Here is a 24776-nt window from a genome sequence, read left to right as displayed (position 1 = left end):
AACGCGCACAACGCGGATGGGAATGACACGTGGATCTTTACGAATATCAGGCACGAGACCTGTTCGAGAAGTACGAGGTGCCGGTGCTTGCCGGCATCATCGCCGATACCCCGGACGAGGTGCGTGCCGCGGCTGAGAAGCTCGGCGGCGTCGTCGTCGTGAAGGCGCAGGTGAAGGTCGGCGGACGAGGCAAGGCCGGCGGCGTCAAGGTGGCGAAGAACCCCGACGAGGCGTATGAAGCCGCGAAGTCGATCCTCGGACTCGACATCAAGGGACACGTCGTCAAGCGGGTCATGGTCGCAGCCGGCGCGCGCATCGCGCAGGAGTTCTACTTCTCCGTGCTGCTCGACCGCGCCAACCGCTCCTACCTGTCGCTCACGAGCGTCGAGGGCGGTATGGAGATCGAGGTCCTCGCGGTTGAGAAGCCCGAGGCGCTCGCGCGCATCGAGGTCAACCCGCGCACCGGCGTCGACAAGGCTGCGGCCGTCGAGATCGCCAAGGCCGCGAACTTCCCCGAAGAGCTCATCGACCAGGTGTCCGACGTCTTCGTCAAGCTCTACAACGTCTACAAGGGTGAGGACGCGACGCTCGTCGAGGTCAACCCGCTCGTCCTCACGGAAGAGGGCAAGATCGTCGCCCTCGACGGCAAGGTCTCGCTCGACGAGAACGCCGGATTCCGCCACCCGGACCACGAAGCCCTCGAGGACAAGTCCGCCGAGGACCCCCTGGAGCTGAAGGCCAAGGAGAACGACCTCAACTACGTCAAGCTCGACGGCGAGGTGGGCATCATCGGCAACGGTGCAGGGCTCGTGATGTCGACGCTCGACGTCGTCGCATACGCCGGTGAAGCACACGGCGGCGTGAAGCCCGCCAACTTCCTCGACATCGGCGGCGGAGCATCCGCAGAGGTCATGGCCGCCGGCCTCGACGTCATCCTCGGCGACGCGCAGGTCAAGAGCGTGTTCGTCAACGTCTTCGGCGGCATCACCGCGTGTGACGCCGTCGCCAACGGCATCGTGAAGGCGCTCGAGATCCTCGGCGACGCCGCCACCAAGCCCCTCGTGGTCCGCCTCGACGGCAACAAGGTCGCCGAAGGCCGCGAGATCCTCGCAGCTGCAGCACACCCGCTGATCACGCTCGCCGCAACCATGGACGAAGGCGCCGACAAGGCCGCCGAGCTGGCCTCGAAGTAAGGGATCACAGAAGCATGTCAATCTTCCTCAACAAGGATTCCAAGGTCATCGTCCAGGGCATCACCGGCGGCGAGGGCACCAAGCACACCGCCCTGATGCTGAAGGCCGGCACGCAGGTCGTCGGCGGCGTCAACGCCCGCAAGGCCGGCACCACGGTCACGCACGACGGCGGCGTCGAACTCCCCGTGTTCGGCACCGTCGCAGAGGCCATCAAGGAGACCGGCGCAGACGTGTCGATCGCCTTCGTGCCGCCCGCGTTCACGAAGGACGCCGTCATCGAGGCCATCGACGCCGAGATCCCGCTGCTCGTCATCATCACCGAGGGCGTCCCCGTCGGCGACTCCGCCGAGTTCTGGGCGTACGCCAAGGAGAAGGGTTCGAAGACGCGCATCATCGGCCCCAACTGCCCCGGCATCATCACGCCGGGCGAGTCGCTCGTCGGCATCACCCCGGCCAACATCACGGGCAAGGGACCCATCGGCCTCGTGTCGAAGTCGGGCACCCTGACCTACCAGATGATGTACGAGCTGCGTGAGATCGGCTTCTCCACGGCCATCGGCATCGGCGGAGACCCCATCATCGGGACCACCCACATCGACGCCCTCGCCGCGTTCGAGGCCGACCCCGAGACCAAGGCGATCGTGATGATCGGTGAGATCGGCGGCGACGCCGAAGAGCGCGCAGCCGACTTCATCAAGGCGAACGTCACGAAGCCGGTCGTCGGCTACGTCGCGGGCTTCACGGCCCCCGAAGGCAAGACGATGGGTCACGCAGGTGCGATCGTGTCCGGCTCCGCCGGCACCGCTCAGGCGAAGAAGGAAGCCCTCGAGGCTGCCGGCGTCAAGGTTGGCAAGACGCCGAGCGAGGCTGCCGCCCTCATGCGCGACATCATCGCTGCGCTCTAGCGCCTCCGTTCCACAGCATCACCGTGCGGCGTCCTCCTCCGGGAGGGCGCCGCATCGCTGTTGGTGCGCTGTGAGTCCGCCGTCGGTGCGCTGTGGCTGATTTCGGCGCATCGCGTGACCGCATCGGGACTCGCAGAATTCAGGACGTTTGACGGAATTCAGGACGATTCAGCGCCCAAAACGGCCGGATCGTCCTGAATTGTGGAAAAGTTCCTGAATTCTGGAAGGGCAGGAGCAGGAGGGGCGGCGCGTCAGCCGAAGCGGACGGGGGCTCGGGCGACGAGCGACGGGGTGACCAGGCGGTGGGCCTCTCCGGGGGTGAGCGCTCGCTGCACAACGGCCCGACCGCGCTCGCCCATCAGGAGTTCGAGGGTTCGTGTTGCGACCTCGTCGAGGCGCTGCTCGACGCTCGACAGGCCGACGGCCTCCGCAACCGGCGTGTTGTCGAACCCGACGATCGGCAGCTCAGCCCTCCCGGCAGCCGTCACCGCCATGAGCGTGCCCAGGGCGAGCGAATCACTGGCGCACACGATGCCGTCGATGTCTGGTTCCCGGTCGAGCAACGCGGTCACCGCTGCGCGGGCGGCCGGCACCGAATCGACAACGGCGACCTGCCGTCGGGCGATCGTCGCATCGTCGTAGCCGAGGCTGGAGCGGACGACGCGCTCCCAGCCGAGGCGTCGATCGTCGCCCGTGCCAGACGGTGCCGGCCAGCCGACGTAGGCGATGCGCGATGCGCCGCCCGAGCGCAGGTGCTCAGTTGCGGCGGCGAGACCAGCCTGGCCGTCGACATCGACCCAGAGGTGCTGCGGATCGTTGAGGTCGTCGATGCCCCACGGGCGTCCGAACGTCACGAACGGGGCGCCCTGCTCGATGAGCCACTCAGTGCGTGGGTCGCCGTGGAACGTGGAGGTCAACACGAACGCGTCGACGTCCGCGCCGTCCAGCAACCGGCTGAACTGCGCGATCTCATCGCTCGGATCCGCGGCCGTGAACAGCAGCATCCGCATACCCCGCGCGTCGGCCTGCTCGGTGAGCGCGTGGAGGTAGCGGTCGTGGATGGAGCCGGAGATGCCGTTGGCCATGGGATCCAGCCGGATGCCGATGGTCGAGGACTTCCGGGTGCGGAGGCGACGCGCGGAGGCGTGTGTGCGGTAGCCGAGCGAGGAGATCGCCGCTTCGACCCGTTCACGCGTGTCCTCTCGCACGATGTCGGGGGAGTTCAGGACGTTGGAGACGGTCTGACGGGAGACGCCGGCGGCCGTCGCGACGTCCGTGATGGTGGGCAGTTGCGCCATGCGACCCCTCTCGCCGTGAGCACGTCCGTTATTGGAACGATAAAAGCAACCATAGTGGAGGCGGTTGACAGTCCGGAAGGTGCTGGGTAAAGTCGCCAGCAAGCCAACTTTGATCGTTCAAATTCCGGCACAACGCTCCCGAGTTTGATCGTTCAAACAGTCAGCCAAGGACGGCTAGACCTACACAAGGAGAAACAGATGCAACGAAGCACCAGCCGCTGGATCTTGTCCGGCGCGATCGCCGCAGTGAGCGCCATCGCCCTCACCGCCTGCGGTTCCGGCTTCTCTGGCGGATCGAGTTCGGGCGGGGCGCTCACCTCGGACGACTCCAAAGGCTTGACCGTGCTCATCGGTTCGAGCGGCGATGCGGAGACGAAGGCGGTCACCGACGCCGTGGCAGCGTGGTCGAAGGAGTCCGGCACCGACGCCAAGGTCAACGTGGCGAGCAACCTGCCGCAGCAGCTCTCGCAGGGCTTCTCCGCGAAGAAGCCGGCCGACGTCTTCTACCTCTCCACCGACTACCTCGCCGGCTACGCGGCCAATGGTTCGCTCCTCGCCTACGGCGACAAGCTGAGCAACAAGGACGACTTCTACCCGAGCCTCGTCAAGTCCTTCACCTACGACGGCCAGTTCTACTGCGCGCCGAAGGACTTCTCGACGCTGCAGCTCGTCATCAACACCGACATCTGGACCAAGACCGGCCTCACCGACGCCGACATCCCGAAGACGTGGGATCAGCTCGAGACGGTCGCGAAGACGCTCACGAACGACCAGCACGTCGGCCTCGGCATCGGCGGGGAGTACGCGCGCATCGGTGCGTTTATGACTCAGGCCGGCGGCAACCTCATGAACGACGACAGCACCAAGGCGACCGCGAACACCGACGCGAACGTGCAGGCGCTCGACGAGGTCAAGAAGCTGCTCAACGAGGGGACGCTCAAGTACGCGAAGGACCTCGGCGCGGGCTGGGGCGGAGAAGCCTTCGGCAAGGGGCTCGCCGCGATGACGATCGAGGGCAACTGGATCACGGGCGGCCTGCAGGCCGACTACCCGAACGTGAAGTACACCGTCGCCGAACTGCCGGCGGGCCCGGCAGGCAAGGGCACGCTGCAGTTCACGAACTGCTGGGGCATCGCAGCCGACAGCCCCAACCAGGCGGCAGCGCTCAAACTCGTCGAGAAGCTGACGAGCGCGGACGACCAGCTCGCCTTCTCGAAGGCGTTCGGACCGATGCCGTCGATCAAGTCGGCCGCAGACGCGTGGAAGAGCGCGAACCCGCAGCTCGTCGCGTTCCTCGCCGGAGCGGACTACGCGAAGGGCGTCCCGACCGCGAAGGGCGCAGCCGATGTCGTCGGCGACTTCAACTCGAAGCTCGAGACGCTCGCAACCGGTGACCCGAAGACGATCCTCGACGGGGTGCAGAAGAACCTCGAAGCCCTGCTGACGAAGTAGCGGACGGAGCGCCGTCCATGTCAACGCAGACGACCTCACGGCCCCAGGAGCCGGCGACGCCGCAGCGGTCGAAGCCGCGGGCGAAGCAGTCCGGCGCGGCGGAGTCTCACCACGGCGGCGTGCGCCGCGGTGAGACCGCCGCCGGGTGGCTGTTCACCGCTCCGGTGCTCATCATCATCGGTCTCTTCCTCGTGGTGCCCGTGCTGATGGCGCTGTGGGTGAGCGTCTCCGACTGGGGCGGGCGCGGCAGCCCCTTCGAAGCCGGTGTCAACTTCGTCGGGATGCGCAACTATCAGGCGATCCTGTCCAGCGGCGGACTGGCGGAGCAGGACTTCGGCACCTCGCTGCGGAACAACGCCTGGTACGTGCTGCTCGTGGTCCCCATCCAGACGGCGGTGTCGCTCTTCCTCGCCGTGCTCGTCAACCGGCAGATCCTGAAGGGCCGCGGGTTCTTCCGGACGGCGTTCTACTTCCCGTCCGTGACGAGCTCGGTGGCGATCACCGTCCTGTGGCTGTTCCTGTTCTCGGCGTCCGGTGCGGTGAACAAGGTGCTGTCCTGGTTCGGTGTGAACGGGCCCAACTGGTTCAACGATCCGGACGGCATCGTCCACGGCTTCCTCGGCCTGTTCGGCATAACGAGCGGTCCGGCCGCCCTCACCGGTTCCGGGTTCCTCGGCATCACCTGGTGGGACTGGCTGGCCGGCCCGTCCGTCGCGATGAGCGCGTTCATCATCATGGCCGTGTTCACGACCAGCGGGACGTTTATGCTCCTGTTCATCGCGGCGCTGCAGAACCTGGGCGGAGACATCCAGGAAGCCGCGATGATGGACGGCGCGAACGGCTGGCAACGGTTCTGGAAGGTCACCCTCCCGCAGCTGCGCCCGACCCTCTTCACCGTGCTGACCCTCGGCCTCATCGGCTGCTGGCAGGTGTTCGACCAGATCTACACGGGCACGCAGGGCGCGCCCGGCAAAACGACGCTCACACCCGCGTACCTCTCGTACACCTCCGCGTTCAACAACCAGGCGTAGGGGCAGGGGGCCGCGATCGCGTTCATCCTGTTCGTCATCATCGTCCTGTTCACGATCCTGCAGCGCTGGATCCTGCGTGAGCGGGCCGTGTCCAAGCGCCGCATGAAGCCGTACCTCGATGCGCTCGCCAAGGGCGAGGAGACCAGATCATGACCGCGACAGCCACCCGCCGGCTCCAGAAACCGGTGACGCTCCGTCCGCCGCGACGGCACCGATCGACCTCGACGGTCGCGGCGTCGAGCATCGTGTACGCGATCCTCATCGTGCTCGCGATCGTGTACATCACGCCGTTCCTCATCCAGGTGGCGACATCATTCAAGACCGATGCGGATGCCGCGGCGAACCCGGTGTCGCTCCTGCCGGCGACGTGGACGACGGCGGCGTACGAGAAGCTCTTCCTCTCCTCCGACTTCCCGGTGTGGTTCAAGAACTCCGTCATCGTCACGATCTTCGTCACCGCAGGGCGTGTGTTCTTCAACTCCCTCGCTGGATACGCGTTGGCCCGTCTGCAGTTCCGCGGACGCGGCATCGTGTTCGCGGGATTGATCGGCGTGATGAGCGTGCCGATGGTGGTGCTGCTCATCCCGAAGTTCCTCGTCATCAACCAGCTCGGGATCTACGACTCCTACGCGGGCATGATCCTGCCGCTCCTCGCCGACGCGGCAGGCGTGTTCATCATGAAGAACTTCTTCGAATCGATCCCGCCGAGCGTCGAGGAAGCGGCCCGCATCGACGGAGCAGGCACCTTCCGCGTGTTCTGGTCCGTGGTGCTGCCGATGGCGAGGCCGGCGCTCGTGACGATCATCATCCTGTCCTTCCAGGGATCGTGGAACGAGCTCAGCCACTTCATCGTGTCGGCCCAGGATCCGTCCCTGACCACCCTGACCAAGGGGGTCGCGTCCCTCGCCAGCGGGCAGCTCAGCCAGGGATCGCAGTACCCGATCAAGCTCGCGGCCGCAGCCATCATGACCGTCCCGGTCGCCGTGATGTTCTTCATCTTCCAGAAACGGATCATGAACACGAGCGACGACGCCGTGAAGGAGTGACGGCAGCGCGTGCCAGAACAACAGGCCCTCCGGCCGCCCCAATTCCACTCAGACAGCCGAGGAGGCGTCAGAACGACATGACCGACAACACCACAGCAGTGCGGACCCGACCTGTGGCAGGGGGAGTTCCGTTGCAGCCGCTGCTCCAGGACTCCGTCGTCGCCCTCCGAGCGCCGAGCCAGGCGTGGTCGGCGCCGAACGGGGAGATGGGCGGTGCCGCGATCGACGGCTTCGCCCACTCGGAGACGCGGGTGCTGCGCTCCCTCAGGCTGCGCATCGACGGGGAGCTGCCAGAACACATCGCGACCGCGGCGGTCGGTGCGTCGGAGATCCGCTTCGTCTCGCTCGTGCGGAACGTCGACGACCGCTCCGCCGACCCGCGCGTCCGTCTCGACCGGCACCGCACGGTCGGGGTGGGGGAGCTGCGCGAGCGGCTCGTGCTCTCCTCGACGCTGCACGGAGACGTTCCCGTGGTCGTGGAGCTGTCCGTCGGCCCGGAGTTCGGTGAGATGCAGCACGTGAAGGCCGGATTGCCGCAGCGATCCGCTGAGCTGCGATGGGAGGTCGGCCGGTCCGCAGCGAGCATCGCCTACCAGTCGGGCTCCGTGAGCGGCACGCTCGACGCGCCAGGCGCGGAGATCGCCGTGGACGCTGACGGCGACGCGACCGTGCGCTGGGCCGTGGTCGTCCCCGGGAAGGGATCCGTCAGCATCGGCTGGTCCCTGGCGGTCGTGGACGAGACCGCAGCCGTCGCAGGGGTCGCGACTCCCTGGAACGTGGCGGCGCCGGAGACGTAGGACCCACGGCTGCGGCGGTGGATGGACGCGGCGCTCGCCGACCTCGACGCGCTCCGCCTCACGACCACGGCCGCTCCGGGCGAGGAGTTCCTCGCGGCCGGCGCCCCCTGGTTCTTCACCCTCTTCGGACGCGACTCCATCTGGGCCGCGCGCCTCCTGCTGCCGGTGACCACCGGCATCGCGGCCAGCACACTGCGTGTGCTTGCGGGGCTGCAAGGGAGGGAATCGGTCGACTCGACCGCCGAGCAGCCGGGCAAGATCATGCACGAGCTGCGACCGGGCGTCCTGGAGATCCCCGGTGAGGACGTGTCGCTCCCGCCCCTCTACTACGGGACGATCGACGCCACGCCGCTGTGGGTCTGCCTCCTGCACGACGCCTGGCGGGCCGGGATGCCCGACGACGATGTGCTGGCGCTCCTTCCTGCGCTCGAAGCCGCGCTCGTGTGGATGCGCGACTTCGGCGACAGCGACGGCGACGGCTACCTCGAGTACGTCGACACCACTGGACACGGCCTCGCGAACCAGGGGTGGAAGGACTCCGGCGACTCCATCCAGTGGAACGACGGGTCGCTCGCCGACGGGCCGATCGCTTTGTGCGAGGTGCAGGGGTACGCGTACGAAGCCGCCGTGCACGGCGCGGACCTGTTGGAGGCGTTCGGGGGCGAGGGCGCCGCCCAGTGGCGCGAATGGGCTGCTGCACTGCGGGCGCGGTTCAACGACGACTTCTGGATCGACGATGCAGCAGGCGGGTATCCGGCGGTCGCGCTCGACTCCGCGAAGCAGCGCGTCGATTCCGTGACGAGCAACATCGGTCATCTGCTCGCGACCGGGATCCTGGACGATGAGCGTGCCTCGGCCGTCGCAGCGCGGCTCGTGACGCCCCAGTTGTCGTCCGGCTTCGGGCTGCGCACCCTGTCGACCGCCGCCGGCGGCTTCTGGCCGTTGAGCTACCATGGCGGTTCCGTCTGGACGCACGACACGGCGATCGTGATCTCGGGTCTCGCGTCCGCCGGGTTCGGCGCCGAGGCGGCCTCGCTCTCCCGCGGACTGCTCGACGCGGCGGAGGGGTTCGCGTTCCGGATGCCGGAGCTGCACTCCGGGGATGCCGCGGCCGACATCGCGAGTCCTGTGCCGTACCCCGCAGCGTGCCGTCCCCAGGCGTGGTCCGCGGCCGCCGCCATCGCGGTGCATGCGGCGCTTGCGGTCTGAGCCGGTCTGATTCCGCCTGCCGGTCACCTCCGCAATTCAGGAACATTTCACGAATTCAGGACGATTCGGCAGCAGTTTCGCCGAAATCGTCCTGAATTCTGCCAGCGTTCCTGAATTCTGAAAGAGGGATGGGAAGGTGAGGGGCCGAGCGATGGGGAGGGCGTGTGGCTGGCGGGGGAGCGACGGGCGAACGGGTAGGGTCGGAAGCGCATGAATCGCCTCACCGTCGCCCTCCTCGCAGCACTCGATGCCGCGCTCGCCGTGTCCATCGGGATCGGCGCCGCACTCGTCCCCCTCGCAGCCCTCTGGGCGTTCCACTTCGAGCTGTCGCTCGACTGGGCGGTGCTCTGGCGCGGGGCCGTCGACATCTGGGCGCTCGGCAACGGCGCCAGCATGCGCGTCACCCTCGACCCCGGCCTCCTCGCATCGCTCGGCCTCCCGGCGACGACCGAACCGTTCCTCGTCTCCCTCGCCCCGCTCGCGTTCACGATCGCAACGGTCCTCTTCGGTGTGCGCACCGGGATTCGCGCCGCACGGAGCGCCTGGTGGGAGGGCGCGGTCGTCGTGGCCGTCGTCGCCTTCGCCGGGCTCGCGTTCCTCGCGACGCTGAGCGCCGTGAACGTCGGCGTCCGCCCGTCGATCTCGCAAGGGGCGATGATCCCGACCCTGCGCTTCGCCGCCGGCCTGTTCGTCGCGGCGGTCTGGATGCGGTTCGTCCACGATGCGGACCGCGACCCGCTCATCGACCGCTTCCGCGACCTCGGCGATCGCATCCAGGCCGACGTCCGCGTGGTGATCGGGACCGCCGTGCGCGCCGGCACCATGGCGATCGTCGCGATCCTCGCCATCTCTGCCGCCGTGACGGCCCTCGTGATCCTCGTGGGATACGGCAACATCATCAGCCTCTACGAGAGCACGCAGCTCGGCCCCTTCGGCGGACTCATCGTGACCCTCGGACAGATCGTGTACCTGCCGAACCTCGTCCTCTGGACGATGTCGTGGCTCACGGGCCCCGGATTCGCGCTCGGCGTCGGGACGAGCGTGTCGCCCGTCGGCACCCTCGTCGGCCCTGTCCCGGCCATCCCGATCCTCGGCGCACTGCCGACGACGGACTCCGCGTTCGGGTTCGCGACCCTCCTCATCCCCATCGCCGTCGGATTCTGCGCCGCAGCGCTCGTGCGCCGTCGCCTCGTCGGTCGGCTGAGCGGACACAACGTCCTGGCCATGCTCGGCGCCGCCGGTCTCGGCATCGGACTTGTCACCGGCATCGGCCTCGGCGTCCTCGCGGCCATGTCCGCCGGCGCGGCGGGCCCCGGCCGGCTCATCGAGGTCGGACCGAACGGCTGGTCCATCGGACTGTGGTCCGGCATCATCACGGCCGTCGCCGCGATCATCGCGATGGCGGCAGGACCGACCCACCCCGACGATGTCGACCGCCTCCCCGACCTCCACCCGCGATCGGCCACCGCACGCGGGCGATAAGATGCTGGGGTGCTGTCACTCGTCGTGCTGATCTCCGGTGGCGGATCCAACCTCCGCGCCCTCCTCGAGGCATCACGAGACCCTGAATTCCCTGCTCGCGTCATCGCGATCGGGGCCGACCGGGAAGCTGATGGTCTCGTTCACGCGGAAGACTTCGGCATCCCGTCGTTCACGGTCCCGTACTCCTCCTTCGACACCCGTGCGGAGTGGGGTGAAGCCCTCCTCGAACAGATACAGGTCTGGAAGCCGGACCTCCTCGTGCTGAGCGGGCTCATGCGCCTGCTGCCCCCGGTCGTCGTCGATGCGCTGTCACCGCGCATCATCAACACGCACCCCGCGTACCTGCCGGAGTTCCCGGGCGCCCACGGCGTCCGCGATGCGCTCGCAGCAGGCGTCGACCGCACCGGCGCATCGATCATCGTGGTCGACAACGGTGTCGACGCCGGGCCGATCATCGCGCAGGAGCGCGTCGCGATCCTCCCGGACGACACCGAGCACACCCTCCACGAGCGCATCAAACCCGTCGAACGCCGACTCCTCGTCGAGGCGGTGCGCGACATCGCGACCGGCGTCGTCGACCTCGAAGCGCTCTCCCGCGCCGCGCGGACCCCAGGCGAACACGACACAGACCCCACCCAGGCAGCAGAAGGAGCACCACAGGCATGAGCGGTCCCAGCCACGACAAGAGCCTCTATCGCGAACGCGACATCGTCCCCGTCAAGCGGGCGCTCATCTCCGTGAGCGACAAGACGGGCCTCCTCGACCTCGCGGCGGCGCTGTCCGCTGCCGGCGTCGAGATCGTCTCCACGGGTTCCACGGCGTCGACCATCCGCGACGCCGGCCACGCCGTGACCGACGTGTCCGCGGTGACGGGCTTCCCGGAGTCGCTCGACGGCCGGGTGAAGACGCTGCACCCGTCCGTGCACGCCGGCCTCCTCGCGGACCTCCGCCTCGCATCGCACGAAGCCCAGCTCGCCGAACTCGGCATCGAGGCGTTCCAGCTCGTCGTCGTGAACCTGTACCCGTTCGTCGAGACCGTCGCGAGCGGCGCGCAGGGCGACGACGTCGTCGAGCAGATCGACATCGGCGGCCCAGCCATGGTCCGTGCTTCGGCGAAGAACCACGCGAACGTCGCGATCGTCGTCTCCCCTGAGCGGTACGACGTCGTCATCGAGGCCGTCGCTGCCGGCGGGACGACGCTCGCGCAGCGCCGCGCGCTCGCCGCTCAGGCGTTCGACCACACGGCCGCATACGACGCGGCCGTCTCCGCCTGGTTCGCCGATTCCGCCGTCGCGGACGCCGTCGCCTTCCCGACCTCGCTCAGCATCACGGGCAAGCTGGAGAGCGTGCTCCGCTACGGCGAGAACTCGCACCAGGCCGCCGCGCTCTACGTGCGCCCGGGCGGTGCCGGCATCGCCCAGGCCACCCAGCTGCACGGCAAGGAGATGTCGTACAACAACTACGTCGACGCCGATGCGGCGGTGCGCGCAGCGTACGACTTCGCCAACCCGGCCGTCGCGATCATCAAGCACGCCAACCCGTGCGGCATCGCCTTCGCGAACCCGAAGGCGCCGGACGCCATCGCATCCGCGCACCGACGGGCGCACGAGTGCGACCCGGTGTCCGCGTTCGGCGGCGTCATCGCCGCGAACCGGACCGTGACCCTCGGCATGGCCGAGACGGTCAAGGAGATCTTCACCGAGGTGCTCGTCGCCCCGGCATTCGAAGAGGCCGCCCTCGAGGTCCTCAAGACCAAGAAGAACCTGCGCCTGCTGCAGCTCCCGGAGAATTTCTCCCGCGAGGTGCGTGAGGTCCGTCAGATCTCCGGCGGCCTCCTGCTGCAGGACTCCGACCGGTTCGCCGACGACCCGCAGGACACGGCGAAGGGCTGGACGCTCGTCACCGGCGAGGCCGCGGACGACGAGACCCTGCTCGACCTCATCTTCGCGTGGAAGGCGTGCCGCTCGGTGAAGTCGAACGGCATCCTGCTGGCGAAGGGCGGCGCGAGCGTCGGCGTCGGCATGGGCCAGGTCAACCGGGTCGACTCCTGCCACCTCGCCGTCACGCGCGCCGGTGACCGTGCAGCCGGCTCCGTCGCGGCATCGGACGCCTTCTTCCCGTTCGCCGACGGTCTCCAGGTGCTGCTCGACGCCGGCGTCCGCGCCGTCGTCCAGCCGGGCGGTTCCGTCCGTGACGAAGAGGTCATCGCCGCTGCGGCCGCAGCCGGCGTGACCATGTACTTCACGGGGGAGCGTCACTTCTTCCACTGATCCTCCACGCGTGTCGGACAGACTGGTCGTTACCTTCGGGACACCTTTCGATCAGCTGACAAGGTGATGTGAGCCGGGCGGCGCCGCAGACTTCGTGTCTGCGGCGCCGTTGCCATCCCGGTACGCTCGGGGGATGACTGTCACCTGGGGCCGCAAAATCATTGCATCCATCGCCGCCGCGCTCGCGGCCACCGTCGTCGTCTTCATCGGCTCGGTCGTCGCATTCAACATGGTGTACCAGGTGTTCCTGCTGCTCCAACAGCAGGCGGGCGGATTCCCGCTGCTCGTCCAGGTGAGCGACTACTACTTCCAGCCGGCGATCTTCACGCTGCTGATCCTCATCGTCCTCGGCATCGTCGGGGCGTACCGCCACTGGGCGCTCGCCCTCTTCGCCGGCCTCGCCTCCGGTGTGCTCGGGGTCCTCATCGGCCGCATCGTGAAGTCCGCAGTGGCCGGTCAGGCCGTCTCGGGCGACGCCATCGGCAGCACGTGGCAGAACATCGGCGGCATCGACCTCGTGTTCGTCGTCCTCGCGGCTGCGGCTGCGGCCACCATCGGCGTCCTCAGCTACCGCGGCGTCATCGGTATCGCTGCCGCTGCCGCCGACTCAGCTGAACGCCGCATCGCGCTCGTCCGGATGCCGTCCTCGAACCTCGCAGAGGGCATCGTCACGTTCCAGGAGCGCGCCGAGATCAACACCGAGCTCGCCGACAAGCAGTGGGACGCCTACGTCGCAGCCTTCGACGCGCACGGCTGGGAGACCAGCGAGGTCGCCTGGGCCGAACAGCTCGCAGACTCCGTGTTCGTCGAAGACTCGCTCGTCCTCCTCGACGGCGTCGCCGTGGTCACCCGTCCTGGCGCCGAGTCGCGCCGTCCGGAGACCGTTGCAGCCGAGACCGCCGTGCGCGGACTCGGCCTCGAAGTCGCCCGCATCGACGGCGACGCGACGCTCGAAGGCGGCGACGTGCTCGTCGTCGACAAGACCGTGTACGTCGGCCGCAGCACGCGCACGAATGCCGAGGGCGTCCGCCAGCTCCGCGCCATCGCCGCGCCGCTCGGCTACAACGTGGTCGCCGTTCCGGTCACGAAGGCCCTGCACCTGAAGTCCACCGTCACTGCGCTGCCGGACGGCACCGTCATCGGCCACCCCGACCTCGTGGAGGACCCGTCGTTCTTCGGCCGCTTCCTCGCGGTCCCGGAGCTCGCGGGCGTCGCGGTCGTCGTCCTCGCCGACGACACCGTGATGATCTCCGCCGCTGCACCGCTCACCGCCGCACTGCTCGAGGACCGCGGATACACCGTCGTCTCCGTCGACATCAGCGAGTTCGAGAAGCTCGACGGCTGCGTCACCTGCCTGTCCGTGCGCGTCCGCTGACGTGGGACGGAACGACACGTCGCGTCCCGTCGTCCGATCTGCCGTCTCGGCCGTGACGGGCGGGGCCTCGTCGCACGCCCGTCCGGCGGTGGCGGTGGTGTCATGCTGAACCGTCGCCAGGCTGCGCTCCGGCTCGACATCCCGCTCGAGATGGCGCGCCGTCACGGGATCCCGTCATGGGTGCCGGAGGACGAGATCGACCGGCTCGAGGCCGACCCTCCCGCATGGCTCCTGCAGTCGCGGGCTGCGCGCAAGCCGGGCGGCAAGCCCGTGTGGGTCGAGCTCCGATGCGAGGTGTGCGGCTTCACGGAGGCCGCCCGCCCGAAGAAGTGGTGGCCGGACTACACCTATCTGAGCTGCATGCATCACGGCTCCGACGAGTTGCCGGAGCCTGCCGCCGGTCTGCGCCGACGTGAGGTCGACGGCATCGGCAGTCGGTTCATCGGCATCGTCGACGAGGCGCCCGCGGTCTGATCGCGCGAGGCCCCGCCTCCCAGATCACCGCGCACTCTGCAGAACCGCTGCAGGCTCTTCAGAATTCAGGAACTCTTGCGGCATTCAGGACGATTCGGCGCGTTGCGCGCCCGAATCGTCCTGAATGCTGTGAACGTTCCTGAATTGTGCCCACTTAGTTCGCGCTGGTCGGTGGTTGAACATCGCGAAGGCGCTCGCGTCGAAGCAGCTCGAGGTGTGTGAGCAGTGCAAAAATCGCTGACCCGAGGGACAATACCCCGGCGGCCGCGACGTATCGCAGGTCACCCTCGAACCATCCAACCGTGGCCAGCGCACCGAAGCACAGCGTCGAGACGACGGTCAGGCGCCGATTCGACTGCAACCTGGCCGGGGGAGTCCGTCCCATTCCACGCATGGCATCCTCCTAAGCGCAGCCGAGCCGCGCCAGGAGCAGCGCGGACAGAGCGAGCACCCATCCGGCGGGCGTCGATACGAAGTACAGGCTGAACGTCGCGTGGCCGGCACCGACGACACACAGTACTGTCGGTGTGGACGAAGGAATCACTGACATGTTGATGTTGCCAACCTGCTGACCATTGATCCGGATCTGGAGCCAACCGTTGCAGGTGCGCGGGTTGTTGTTCGTCCAGTCGAAACTGTGACCGGTTGCGGTCACACATGTCGTGAAATACTTCCCAGCGGGTTCGCGAGCGTCTCGACTCGGCGATTCGAGTCGTGCGTCAACTGGGGTACTTGTCGCGCGGATGTTGCCGGAACCAGTTGCAGGGGGCGCTGCGATCGCAGCTGTGGGTGATCCGATTGCGAGAGCGAGGCTCGCGACGATCGCGACACCTGCACTCTTCAGTATTGTGAGCTTCATTGCCTACTCCTCGTGCATTCATCGAGATGGGCCACACTGTGCGCTCGTAAGATTGTCTTATATGTCACGACCTGCAAAGTCAAGCGATTGCAATGATGTCCCGCAGCTGAAGGCTAGCGTCGTCCGTCACGACTGGTGCCGGATTTGATGCCGTTCGGACCCCCTTCGGCGGACTCGTCCTGTCAGTTCACGGTTTAGGAGCGGTTCGTAGCGTTCCGAGTGAATCGGTGCGCGGATCTGGTGGATTGTCCTGGAGTTTGGAGATCACGCGCTGGCAGGGTTCGCTGTTCGCAATTCCGGAACTTATGCGCGGTTTTGGCGCGACACGCCGTGTTTGCACCGCGAAGGGTCGCAAACGGCTGCAGAGTTCCGGAATTGTGGACGGCAGCGGGTGGGGCAGCGAGCCGGACGTGCGCGGACGGGCGCGGGAGGGTCAGGCTCCGACGTAGGCGGCGAGATGCTTGCCGGTCAGCGTGCTGCCGTCGGCGATGAGCGCGGCGGGGGTGCCCTCGAAGACGACCGTGCCGCCGTCGTGACCGGCTCCTGGGCCGAGGTCGATGATCCAGTCCGCGTGCGCCATGACCGCCTGGTGGTGCTCGACCACGATGACCGACTTGCCGGACTCGACGAGACGGTCCAGGAGCCCGAGCAACTGCTCGACATCGGCGAGGTGGAGACCCGTCGTCGGCTCGTCCAGGATGTAGACGTCGCCCTTCTCCGCCATGTGCGTCGCAAGCTTCAGCCGCTGCCGTTCACCGCCGGAGAGCGTCGTGAGAGGCTGCCCGAGACTCAGGTAGCCGAGTCCGACGTCGACCAGACGATCGAGGATCGCGTGCGCCGCCGGGGTGCGGGCATCGCCTGAACCGAAGAACGCCTCGGCTTCCGTGACCGACATCGCGAGCACCTCGCTGATGTCCCGTCCACCCAGGTGGTAGTCGAGCACCGACGCGTCGAACCGCTTGCCCTCGCAGACCTCGCACACGCTCGACACGCTCGCCATCACACCGAGGTCGGTGAAGATAACGCCCGCTCCGTTGCAGTTGGGGCACGCGCCCTCCGAATTGGCGCTGAACAGGGCCGGCTTCACGCCGTTGGCCTTCGCGAACGCCTTGCGGATCGGCTCCAGCAGGCCCGTGTAGGTTGCCGGGTTGCTGCGCCGGGAACCACGGATGGCGCCCTGGTCGATCGACACGATCCCGGCATCGGCCGACCCGTGCTGGCGGTGCAGCGAGCCGTGCACGAGCGAGCTCTTGCCCGAGCCCGCGACGCCGGTCACAACCGTGAGGACCCCGAGCGGGATGTCGACGTCGACGTTGCGCAGGTTGTTCTCGTGCGCGCCGCGGATCTGCAGGGCGCCGGTCGAGGCGCGGACGGCGTCCTTGACCGCTGCGCGGTCGTCGAAGTGGCGTCCCGTGAGCGTCTCGCTCGAGCGCAGTTCCTCGACCGTCCCCTCGAACCCGATCGTCCCGCCTGCCGTACCAGCGCCAGGGCCGAGGTCCACGATGTGGTCCGCGATGACGATCGTCTCCGGCTTGTGCTCGACGACGAGGACCGTGTTGCCCTTGTCCCGCAGTTGCAGCAGGAGGGTGTTCATCCGTTCGATGTCGTGCGGGTGGAGGCCGATGGTCGGCTCGTCGAAGACGTACGTGACGTCGGTGAGCGATGAGCCGAGGTGACGGATCATCTTCGTGCGCTGGGCCTCGCCGCCGGAGAGCGAGCCGGCCGGGCGGTCGAGCGAGAGGTAGCCGAGCCCGATGTCGACGAACGAGTCGAGCGTGTCCTTCAACGCGACCAGGAGCGGCGCGACCGACGGGTCGTCGATGCCCGCGACCCACGTCGCGAGATCGCTGATCTGCATGGCGCAGGCATCGGCGATGCTGATGCCGTTGACTTTGGAGGACCTCGCGCCCTCGCTCAGGCGCGTGCCGTTGCACTCCGGGCAGGTCGTGAACGTCACGGCCCGGTCGACGAAGGCGCGGATGTGCGGCTGCATCGCCTCGCGGTCCTTGGACAGGAACGACTTCTGGACCTTGGGGATGAGCCCCTCGTACGTCATGTTGATGTCGCCGACCTTGACCTTGACGGGTTCCTTGTAGAGGAAGTCGTCGAGTTCGCGCTTGGTGTAGTCGCGGATGGGCTTGTCGGGGTTCAGGAAGCCGGAGCCCGTGAAGATCTTCACGCCCCAGCCGTCCGCCGTGTAGCCGGGGATGGTCAGCGCGCCCTCGTGGAGGGACTTGGAGTCGTCGAACAGCTGCGTGAGGTCGATGTCGTTGACCTTGCCCATGCCCTCGCATCGTGGGCACATGCCGCCTGTCACCGAGAAGCTGCGCCGCTCCTTGACCGTCCGGCCGGCCTTCTCCAACGTCACGGCGCCGGCGCCGCTGACGGACGGGACGTTGAACGCGAACGCCTGGGGCGAACCGATGTAGGGGTCGCCGAGGCGGCTGAAGACGATGCGGAGCATCGCGTTGACGTCGGTCGCCGTGCCGACGGTGGAGCGGGAGTTGGCGCCCATGCGCTCCTGGTCGACGATGATCGCCGTGGTGAGGCCTTCGAGGACGTCGACGTCCGGGCGCGACTGGCTCGCCATGAACCCCTGCAGGAAGGCGCTGTAGGTCTCGTTGATCATGCGCTGCGACTCTGCGGCGATCGTGCTGAACACGAGCGAGCTCTTGCCCGACCCGGAGACGCCCGTGAACACCGTGAGGCGGCGTTTGGGAATGTCGACGCTCACGTTCTTGAGGTTGTTCTCGCGTGCGCCCTGGACGCGGATGAGGTCGTGGGTGTCCGCGACGTGTTCCGCGGGGGAGGAAGCGGCGAGAGCGCCGGGAGCGGAGGATCCTGCTGATGCGCTCGGGGGAGTCGAGGTGGTCATGGATGTCAGCCTAGTTGTGTGGTCCGACGGTGCGCTCCCGCCTCGCCTGCACGATGACGCGGCCGTCGGGCATCGTCCACACGTGCACGGATTCGCCGGCGTCGGGACCTCCGTCTGCAGCGGTGGCTGGCCGGGAGCGAGGCGGTCGATGACGATCACCGCGTCCCCGTAGCCGATCTCCGCGACGAGGTTCACGATGCTGCCGCCGTCTCCGAGGGAGCACCGGGTGTCCAGGACGCGGCCGAGCGAGTGGACCGCTCGCGCTCGCTGATCCTGGTAGTCGGCGTGCAGCGAGCGGTCGATGCGGTCCTTCGACAAGCTGTACAGGTAGGCAGCCCACAGCGGCGCCAGGAAGAGCCACGGGAAGACGATCCAGACGCCGTTCCAGAACCAGGGCATCGTGCCGTCCCTGTCCCACGCCCCGAGTGGGATGAGGACCGCTGCGACGGCCGAGATCGTGGCGAGAAGCGGACCGAGGACGATGCGTCGCCTGGTTGTCGCTCGTCTGCCCACCAGCGCGTCGGCCGTGGCTGGGAGCTCGTCGGCCGGCTCGGTGTGCCTGACGAGGCGCAGGATCGCCCGCCTGTCGGCGAGCCTGATGACGTCGAGAGGGCGTTCCGGGAGGACCACGTCTCCATTCTGCCGCCTGTCCGTCACGCGAGATCGTCAACAGGTGATGTCGCAACCCTGAACATTCACCGGCAACGGGTTGCGAGAACGACCGTTCTCTGGTTGACTCTGTCTCGACACATCCCCCAGATGAAGGAGCAGCAATGCCTACTCGTACCGCACGCACCGCCTGGAACGGCGGCCTCAACGACGGCTCAGGCCAGGTCGAACTCTCGAGCTCGAAGATCGGCACCTACGACGTCTCCTTCCCGAAGCGCGCCGCGGAAGAGGCCAACGGCTCCACGAGCCCCGAGGAGCTCCTCGCAGCCGCCCACTCCGCCTGCTACGCCATGCAGTTCTCCGCGATCCTCGGCGAGGCCGGCGGCACGATCGAGGCGCTCGACGTCAAGGCGGACGTCACCCTCGGGCCGGACCCGCAGGGCGGATTCAAGCTCACCGGCATCGCGCTGACCGTGGTCGGCGAGGTCTCCGGCATCGACGAGGCGACCTTCCTCAAGGCCGCAGACGACGCCAAGGCGACCTGCCCGGTCAGCAAGGCGCTCACGGGCGTCGACATCACGCTGAACGCGACGCTCGAGCAGTAGCTCACCCGGTTCACGACGTGAGGGAGGTGCGGCGCCACTGGGCGCGGCACCTCCCTCACGTCGTGGATGCCGTGGATGCAGTGGGATGCACGGGTCATGCATCCTGGGACCAGCGGGGCTAGGACAACGGCCACGGGTGCGCGCACACTTGAGTGCATGCAAACCTGGGAGTTCGGACAAGCCGTGCGGCGATGGCGGGACCGCGTCTCACCGGAGACGGTCGGTCTCCCGCTCGGCGGTCGACGCCGTGCCACGGGGCTCCGGCGGGAGGAGCTCTCCGCGCTCGCCGGTATCTCGACCGACTACCTGACCCGGCTCGAACAGGGGCGATCCACGTCGCCGTCCGCCCAGGTCGTCGAATCCCTCGCGAGGGCGCTGCGTCTGCCCGACGAGGAGCGCGGCCTGCTCTACCGCCTCGCCGGTCACGCGGCTCCCGGCCCCGATGTGGTGCCAACCCGCATCAGCGCGAGCGTCCAACGACTCCTCGACCGCCTCGCGCACACACCGGTCGTCGTCTACGACGCGACGTGGACGCTCATCGTCGCCAACGCGCCGTACGACGCGCTGATGGGGGAAACATCGCTCCGCCGCGGGATCGAACGCAACGGCGTCTGGCGCAACCTGCTCGACGTCGACTCCCGCGTGATCCAATCCGAAGCGGAGCACGCGCTCCTCCAACGCGGACTCGTCGCAGACCTCAGGATGACCGCCAGTCGATACCCGGCCGACCGCGGGGTGAAGCGACTCATCGCCGAGCTCCGGGCGCAGAGTCCTCGGTTCGTCGAACTCTGGGACCTTGGCGACCCGATGCCGCGGCAGGACCCGGCCAGGCGCAAGACCATCGACCACCCGTCCGTCGGCCACATCACTCTCGACTGCGACACCCTCGTCGTCGCAGCTGACGACTTGCGCATCATGGTCTACACGGCTGAGCCCGGAACCGAGGACGCCGAACGGCTGGCGCTCGCCATCGTGCTCGGGACCCAGTCGCTCGTCGAGTAGGACGCGGCACCCAGTCGGTCGTCGAGGAGGGCGCAGCGCCCATCTGCGAAACGCATTCCCCGCATCCGGATGTCGGCGTTGACCCTCCGCTCGACACATGGCGGAATGGGAATGCATGCCACTGAGGCGTGCCGAAGACGCAACGAGGGGTTTCAACGATGACTGTCGAGCTGCCGACCGCACGGGGAGTGCTGTCACCCGAACTGGCCGACCTGATGATCGGGGACGAAGGGTCCGAGATCGTCTCGATCGAGACCTACGCGCTCGCCGTCCCGCTCGCCAGGCCCATCGCGGACTCCACCGCGGCGATGTCCCACTGGACGGTCCCCGTCGTCGAGGTCACCACGCGGGACGGCCGGGTCGGCACGGGCATCTCCGGTGTCCACACGGCCCCGGAAGCGCTCACCAACATCATCTCCGACTACTACGCGCCGGCGCTGCTCGGCACCTCCTCGGAGGACATCCTCGGCACCTGGAACCGCCTGTACTGGCTGCCGACGCACTGGATCGGCCGGGCCGGCGCCGTCCACATGGCCCTCGCGATGGTCGACATCGCGCTCTGGGACCTCGCGGCCCAGCGCGCCGACGTCCCGCTGTGGAAACTGCTCGGCGGGACCCCAGACCCGATCCAGGCGTACAACACCGACGGAGGCTGGCTGAACTCGACCGAGAGCGACCTCGTCCGCGACCTCTCGGCACTCATCGACCAGGGCTGGCGGCGGGTGAAGATCAAGGTCGGCACGTCCGACTGGCAGGAGGACGCGCGCCGGTCCCGGGCCGTGCGGGCGGCCATCGGCGACGACATCACCCTGATGTGCGACGCCAACCAGCGCTGGGACCTCTCGACGGCCAGGCGGATCCTGCCGGTGTTCGAGGAGGTGCGGATGGACTGGGTCGAGGAGCCGTTGCACGCCGACGACCTCGAAGGGCACGCCGCCCTGCAGCGCAGCACGATCCTCGACATCGCAGCCGGTGAGAGCATCTACAGCTACCAGCAGTTCAACAGCTTCATCGCGAATGACGCCATCCGCGTCGTCCAGGTCGACGTGACGCGCGTCGGAGGCGTGACCGAGTGGACGCAGATCGCCGCGCACGCGGGCGCCCGCGGCCTCCGGGTGGCCCCGCACGCCGGCGACATGATGCAGGTGCACCAGCACCTCGTCGGCACGGCCGTGTCCCAGGTCCCGCCGCTCATCGAGTTCATCCCGTGGACGCAGGACGCGTACGTGGAGCGCAGCATCGTCCGGGAGGGCTACCTCGAACGCCCGCAGGCTCCAGGGGCCTCGACGGCGATCCTGCCGAGCGCCCGTCGTGACTGGCAGGTGCGCGGCGTCGGAGCCCTGCGCCGCGCATGAGCGCTGCAGGGGCGGTCGGACTCGACGTCCGGCTCGAGCGTGAGTTCGACGACGCGGGATTCGGGCGGAGCGTTCGTGCCCTCGACCGGCTCGCGATCGCGCACGACGCCTCGCACTACCTGCTCGTCCCCGACGCGGTCCTGACACCCGTTGATGCCGCCGGCGTCTCGGCCGTGTTCCGGGCGAGCGCGTCGAGCGGGCGTCCGATCACGTTCCGCTCCGGCGGGACGAGCCTGTCCGGCCAGGGCGTGTCATCGAGCATCCTCGTCGACACCCGTCGGAACTTCCGCAGGATCGAGGTGCTGGACGACGGAGCCAGGGTGCGCGTGCAACCGGGCGCGACCGTGCGACAGGTGAACGCCCGGCTGGCGAGGCACGGCCGCAAGCTCGGGCCGGACCCGGCGAGCGAGATCGCGTGCACGATCGGCGGCGTCATCGCCAACAACTCCAGCGGCATGGCGTGCGGGATCGAGCAGAACACGTATCGGACGCTCGAATCGATGGCCCTCGTCCTGCCGAACGGCGCGATCCTCGACACGGCGGCCCCCGACGCGGACGAGGCGTTCCGGGTGGCCGCGCCAGCGCTCCACAGCGGCCTCGCATCGCTCCGCGACCGGGTCCGCGGAGACCCTGTGAGCGTCGCGGAGATCCGTCGCCAGTACGCGATGAAGAACACGATGGGCTACGGGCTCAACACCTTCCTCGACTTCACAGCGCCCGTCGACGTGCTCACCCACCTGCTCATCGGGAGCGAGGGGACCCTCGGATTCGTTGCGGAGGCGACCTTCCGGACGGTGCCGCTCGCGTCGAAGTGCGCGACGGGACTGCTCGTCTTCGAAACCCTCGCGGCGGCGACCGAAGCGCTGCCCGGCCTCGTCGAGTGCGGCTTCGCGACTATCGAATTGCTCGATTCGAGGTCCCTCACCGTTGCCCAGAGCCTGCCGGACTGCCCGGCGGAGATCGCAGCGATCGAGGTCGCTGACCACTGCGCGCTCCTGGTCGAATTCCAGGCGTCGACCGATGACGAGCTGTCCCGCCTGCGATCGGATGCAGCCGAGGCCCTCACCGCGCTCGCACCGGCCGGGTTCACCCTGTCATCCGACGCCGGCTCCCGCGCGGCGCTCTGGCACGTCCGGAAGGGGCTCTACCCGGCGCTCGCCGGCTCACGCCGTTCCGGCACGACCGCGCTGCTCGAAGACTTCTCCGTGCCGGTCGGGCGCCTGCTCGACACCTGCGAGGCACTCACCGAACTCCTGCACGTCCACGGCTACACCGACAGCGTCATCTTCGGGCACGCACGCGACGGCAACCTCCACTTCCTCGTCGTCGAGGATTTCCGCACACCGGCCGGCGTCGAACGGTATGCGGCGTTCACTGAGGATCTCGTGCGGGTCGTGCTGGCGCACGGCGGCTCGCTCAAGGCCGAGCACGGGACCGGCCGCGTCATGGCGCCGTTCGTACGCGAGCAGTTCGGTGACGAACTGTACGACGTGATGCGTGAGGTCAAACGCCTGTTCGACCCGCTCGGTCTGCTGAACCCCGGCGTGGTGCTCTCCGACGACCGGACCAGCTATCTCAACGATCTGAAGATCGCGCCAGCGGTGGAGAGCGAGGTCGACCGATGTGTGGAGTGCGGGTACTGCGAACCCACCTGCCCCAGCCGGGACATCACCCTCACCCCGCGGCAGCGCATCGTGCTTCGTCGGGAGATCGAGACCGCGAAGACGGCCGGCGACCAACCGCTGCTGCGTGCGATGGAGGGCGACTACGGCTACCAGGGTGTGGAGACGTGCGCCGTCGACGGGCTGTGCGCCGTCGCCTGTCCGGTCGGCATCAACACCGGCGACCTCGTGCGCCGACTGCGGAGCGAATCGCAGAACGGATTCACACAGGCGGTCGGCGCGGCAGCGGCTGCGAACTGGGGCGCGATCACGGCGGTCGGGGGCGTGGCGCTGTCGGCTGCGAAGCAGGTCCCGGCGCCGCTCGTCGCGGCCGTGACGAACATCGGTCGCAGTGTGTTGGGGAAGGACGTCTTGCCGCACTACTCCGCGGACCTCCCGGGCGGTGGTCGGGTGAGGCGGGCGGCGGGCAATGACCGCGCTGTCGCCGTGTACTTCCCCGCGTGCGTCGGCACGATGTTCGGTCCGAGCGACGGCTCGATGGGCGTGCGGAGCGCCTTCCAACTGCTGTGCGAGCGTGCGGGGGTCGCGTTGACGATCCCGGACGGCGTCCAAGGACTGTGCTGCGGGACGCCCTGGAAGTCGAAGGGGCTGACGAAGGGCTACGACGAGATGCGCGACCGCACGCTGCCAGCCCTGTTCGAGGCGAGCCGCGGCGGAGAGTTGCCCATCGTCTGCGACGCGTCGTCCTGTTCCGAGGGGCTTGAGACGTTGCGATCAGCTGCGGCCAAGGCGGACGGGCGGTATCGGGCGCTGCGCTTCATCGACTCGGTGGAGTTCACGCTGGCGGAGGTCGCACCGCACCTCGTGGTCGAGAACAAGCTCGAGAGCCTCGTGTTGCACCACACCTGCTCATCGACGGCGATGGGCGCGAACGGGGCGATGGACCGGCTCGCGTCGCTCGTCGCCGCCGAGGTCGTCACGCCGCTCGACGAGGGCTGCTGCGCGTTCGCGGGGGACCGCGGGATGCTGCATCCGGAGCTGACGCGCTCTGCGACGGCCGCGGAGGCCGCGGAAGTGGGGGAGCGCCGGTACGACGCCTATGCGTCGTCCAATCGCACGTGCGAGATCGGTATGACCCGTGCGACCGGTCAGCCCTACCGCCACGTCCTCGAAGTCCTGGAGGAGCAGACCCGTCCGGCCCCGTCCGCCGAACACGCCTGAACAACGCCGCGAGGGGAGGCGATGTGTTGTGCAGGGGACCTGCGGACGACACATCGCCTCCCCTCGCGGGATGGGTTGGGTGGGGTGGGATGGTGC

General features: G+C 68.2%; 18 protein-coding genes and 1 pseudogene. 16 read left to right on the top strand and 3 right to left on the bottom strand.

Going from position 1 to position 24776, the window contains the following annotated elements:
- Positions 1–29 precede the first annotated feature (29 nt).
- Both sucC and sucD read left to right on the top strand, forming a co-directional pair.
- Positions 30–1193, top strand: coding sequence for an ADP-forming succinate--CoA ligase subunit beta (gene sucC, locus ACL9RL_RS10125; RefSeq protein ID WP_422780117.1), 1164 nt, complete (start codon positions 30–32; stop codon positions 1191–1193).
- Positions 1194–1207: 14 nt separating this feature from the next.
- Positions 1208–2098, top strand: a complete 891-nt coding sequence (gene sucD, locus ACL9RL_RS10120) for a succinate--CoA ligase subunit alpha (protein WP_422780116.1) — start codon at positions 1208–1210, stop codon at positions 2096–2098.
- A gap of 251 nt (positions 2099–2349) precedes the next feature.
- On the opposite strand, the gene ACL9RL_RS10115 is transcribed toward sucD, so the two are convergent.
- Positions 2350–3396 (bottom strand): LacI family DNA-binding transcriptional regulator, encoded by a 1047-nt coding sequence (locus tag ACL9RL_RS10115; RefSeq protein ID WP_422780115.1) that lies wholly within the window; start codon positions 3394–3396, stop codon positions 2350–2352.
- A gap of 198 nt (positions 3397–3594) precedes the next feature.
- Here ACL9RL_RS10115 and ACL9RL_RS10110 point away from each other — a divergent pair, with 198 nt between their 5' ends.
- The 10 genes and pseudogenes from ACL9RL_RS10110 (at position 3595) to ACL9RL_RS10065 (ending at position 14532) form a co-directional block, all read left to right on the top strand.
- The gene (locus ACL9RL_RS10110) at positions 3595–4848 is read left to right on the top strand and encodes a sugar ABC transporter substrate-binding protein (RefSeq protein WP_422780114.1); all 1254 of its coding nucleotides are present in this window, start codon (positions 3595–3597) and stop codon (positions 4846–4848) included.
- Between the two features lie 17 nt (positions 4849–4865).
- Positions 4866–6032, top strand: a pseudogene (locus ACL9RL_RS10105) (carbohydrate ABC transporter permease).
- Positions 6029–6925: a carbohydrate ABC transporter permease gene (locus tag ACL9RL_RS10100; RefSeq protein ID WP_422780113.1), complete on the top strand. Its 897-nt coding sequence runs from the start codon at positions 6029–6031 to the stop codon at positions 6923–6925. The pseudogene ACL9RL_RS10105 and the gene ACL9RL_RS10100 overlap by 4 nt, the downstream one beginning before the upstream one ends.
- Positions 6926–7002: 77 nt before the next feature.
- Positions 7003–7722, top strand: coding sequence for a glycogen debranching N-terminal domain-containing protein (locus ACL9RL_RS10095; RefSeq protein ID WP_422780112.1), 720 nt, complete (start codon positions 7003–7005; stop codon positions 7720–7722).
- 21 nt (positions 7723–7743) lie between these two features.
- A complete protein-coding gene (locus tag ACL9RL_RS10090; protein WP_422780111.1) occupies positions 7744–8931 on the top strand; it encodes an amylo-alpha-1,6-glucosidase in 1188 nt (395 codons plus the stop codon).
- Between the two features lie 210 nt (positions 8932–9141).
- Positions 9142–10413, top strand: a complete 1272-nt coding sequence (locus ACL9RL_RS10085) for a DUF6350 family protein (RefSeq protein WP_422780110.1) — start codon at positions 9142–9144, stop codon at positions 10411–10413.
- Positions 10414–10422: 9 nt separating this feature from the next.
- Positions 10423–11079, top strand: a complete 657-nt coding sequence (gene purN / locus ACL9RL_RS10080) for a phosphoribosylglycinamide formyltransferase (protein ID WP_422780109.1) — start codon at positions 10423–10425, stop codon at positions 11077–11079.
- Complete coding sequence (gene purH, locus ACL9RL_RS10075; RefSeq protein ID WP_422780108.1) at positions 11076–12683, top strand: bifunctional phosphoribosylaminoimidazolecarboxamide formyltransferase/IMP cyclohydrolase; 1608 nt, start codon at positions 11076–11078, stop codon at positions 12681–12683. Before purN ends, purH begins: the two co-directional genes overlap by 4 nt.
- Before the next feature lie 133 nt (positions 12684–12816).
- Positions 12817–14058 carry a dimethylargininase gene (gene ddaH / locus ACL9RL_RS10070; protein ID WP_422780107.1) on the top strand — a complete coding sequence of 414 codons (1242 nt, stop codon included), beginning with the start codon at positions 12817–12819 and terminating at the stop codon, positions 14056–14058.
- A gap of 102 nt (positions 14059–14160) precedes the next feature.
- The gene (locus ACL9RL_RS10065; RefSeq protein WP_422780106.1) at positions 14161–14532 is read left to right on the top strand and encodes a hypothetical protein; all 372 of its coding nucleotides are present in this window, start codon (positions 14161–14163) and stop codon (positions 14530–14532) included.
- 403 nt (positions 14533–14935) lie between these two features.
- Here ACL9RL_RS10065 and ACL9RL_RS10060 read toward each other — a convergent pair whose 3' ends face one another.
- Together ACL9RL_RS10060 and ACL9RL_RS10055 are read right to left on the bottom strand one after the other, a co-directional pair.
- Positions 14936–15187, bottom strand: a complete 252-nt coding sequence (locus ACL9RL_RS10060) for a hypothetical protein (RefSeq protein WP_422780105.1) — start codon at positions 15185–15187, stop codon at positions 14936–14938.
- Between the two features lie 637 nt (positions 15188–15824).
- The gene (locus ACL9RL_RS10055) at positions 15825–18266 is read right to left on the bottom strand and encodes an ATP-binding cassette domain-containing protein (RefSeq protein WP_422780144.1); all 2442 of its coding nucleotides are present in this window, start codon (positions 18264–18266) and stop codon (positions 15825–15827) included.
- Between the two features lie 773 nt (positions 18267–19039).
- On the opposite strand from ACL9RL_RS10055, the gene ACL9RL_RS10050 reads away from it, so the two are divergent.
- The 4 genes from ACL9RL_RS10050 (at position 19040) to ACL9RL_RS10035 (ending at position 24680) form a co-directional block, all read left to right on the top strand.
- On the top strand, positions 19040–19480 hold the full coding sequence (locus ACL9RL_RS10050) for an OsmC family peroxiredoxin (protein WP_422780104.1): 441 nt from the start codon (positions 19040–19042) through the stop codon (positions 19478–19480).
- A 156-nt stretch (positions 19481–19636) separates the two neighbouring features.
- Positions 19637–20482 (top strand): helix-turn-helix transcriptional regulator, encoded by an 846-nt coding sequence (locus ACL9RL_RS10045; protein WP_422780103.1) that lies wholly within the window; start codon positions 19637–19639, stop codon positions 20480–20482.
- Positions 20483–20640: 158 nt separating this feature from the next.
- Entirely contained in the window at positions 20641–21837 is a 1197-nt protein-coding gene (locus tag ACL9RL_RS10040) for a mandelate racemase/muconate lactonizing enzyme family protein (protein ID WP_422780102.1), read from the top strand.
- Positions 21834–24680, top strand: coding sequence for an FAD-binding and (Fe-S)-binding domain-containing protein (locus tag ACL9RL_RS10035; RefSeq protein WP_422780101.1), 2847 nt, complete (start codon positions 21834–21836; stop codon positions 24678–24680). The genes ACL9RL_RS10040 and ACL9RL_RS10035 overlap by 4 nt, the downstream gene beginning before the upstream one ends.
- The last annotated feature ends 96 nt before the right edge of the window (positions 24681–24776 follow it).

Source organism: Plantibacter sp. Mn2098, assembly GCF_049319745.1.
Taxonomy (GTDB): Bacteria; Actinomycetota; Actinomycetes; order Actinomycetales; family Microbacteriaceae; genus Plantibacter.
This window is presented reverse-complemented; position numbering and strand designations above follow the sequence as displayed.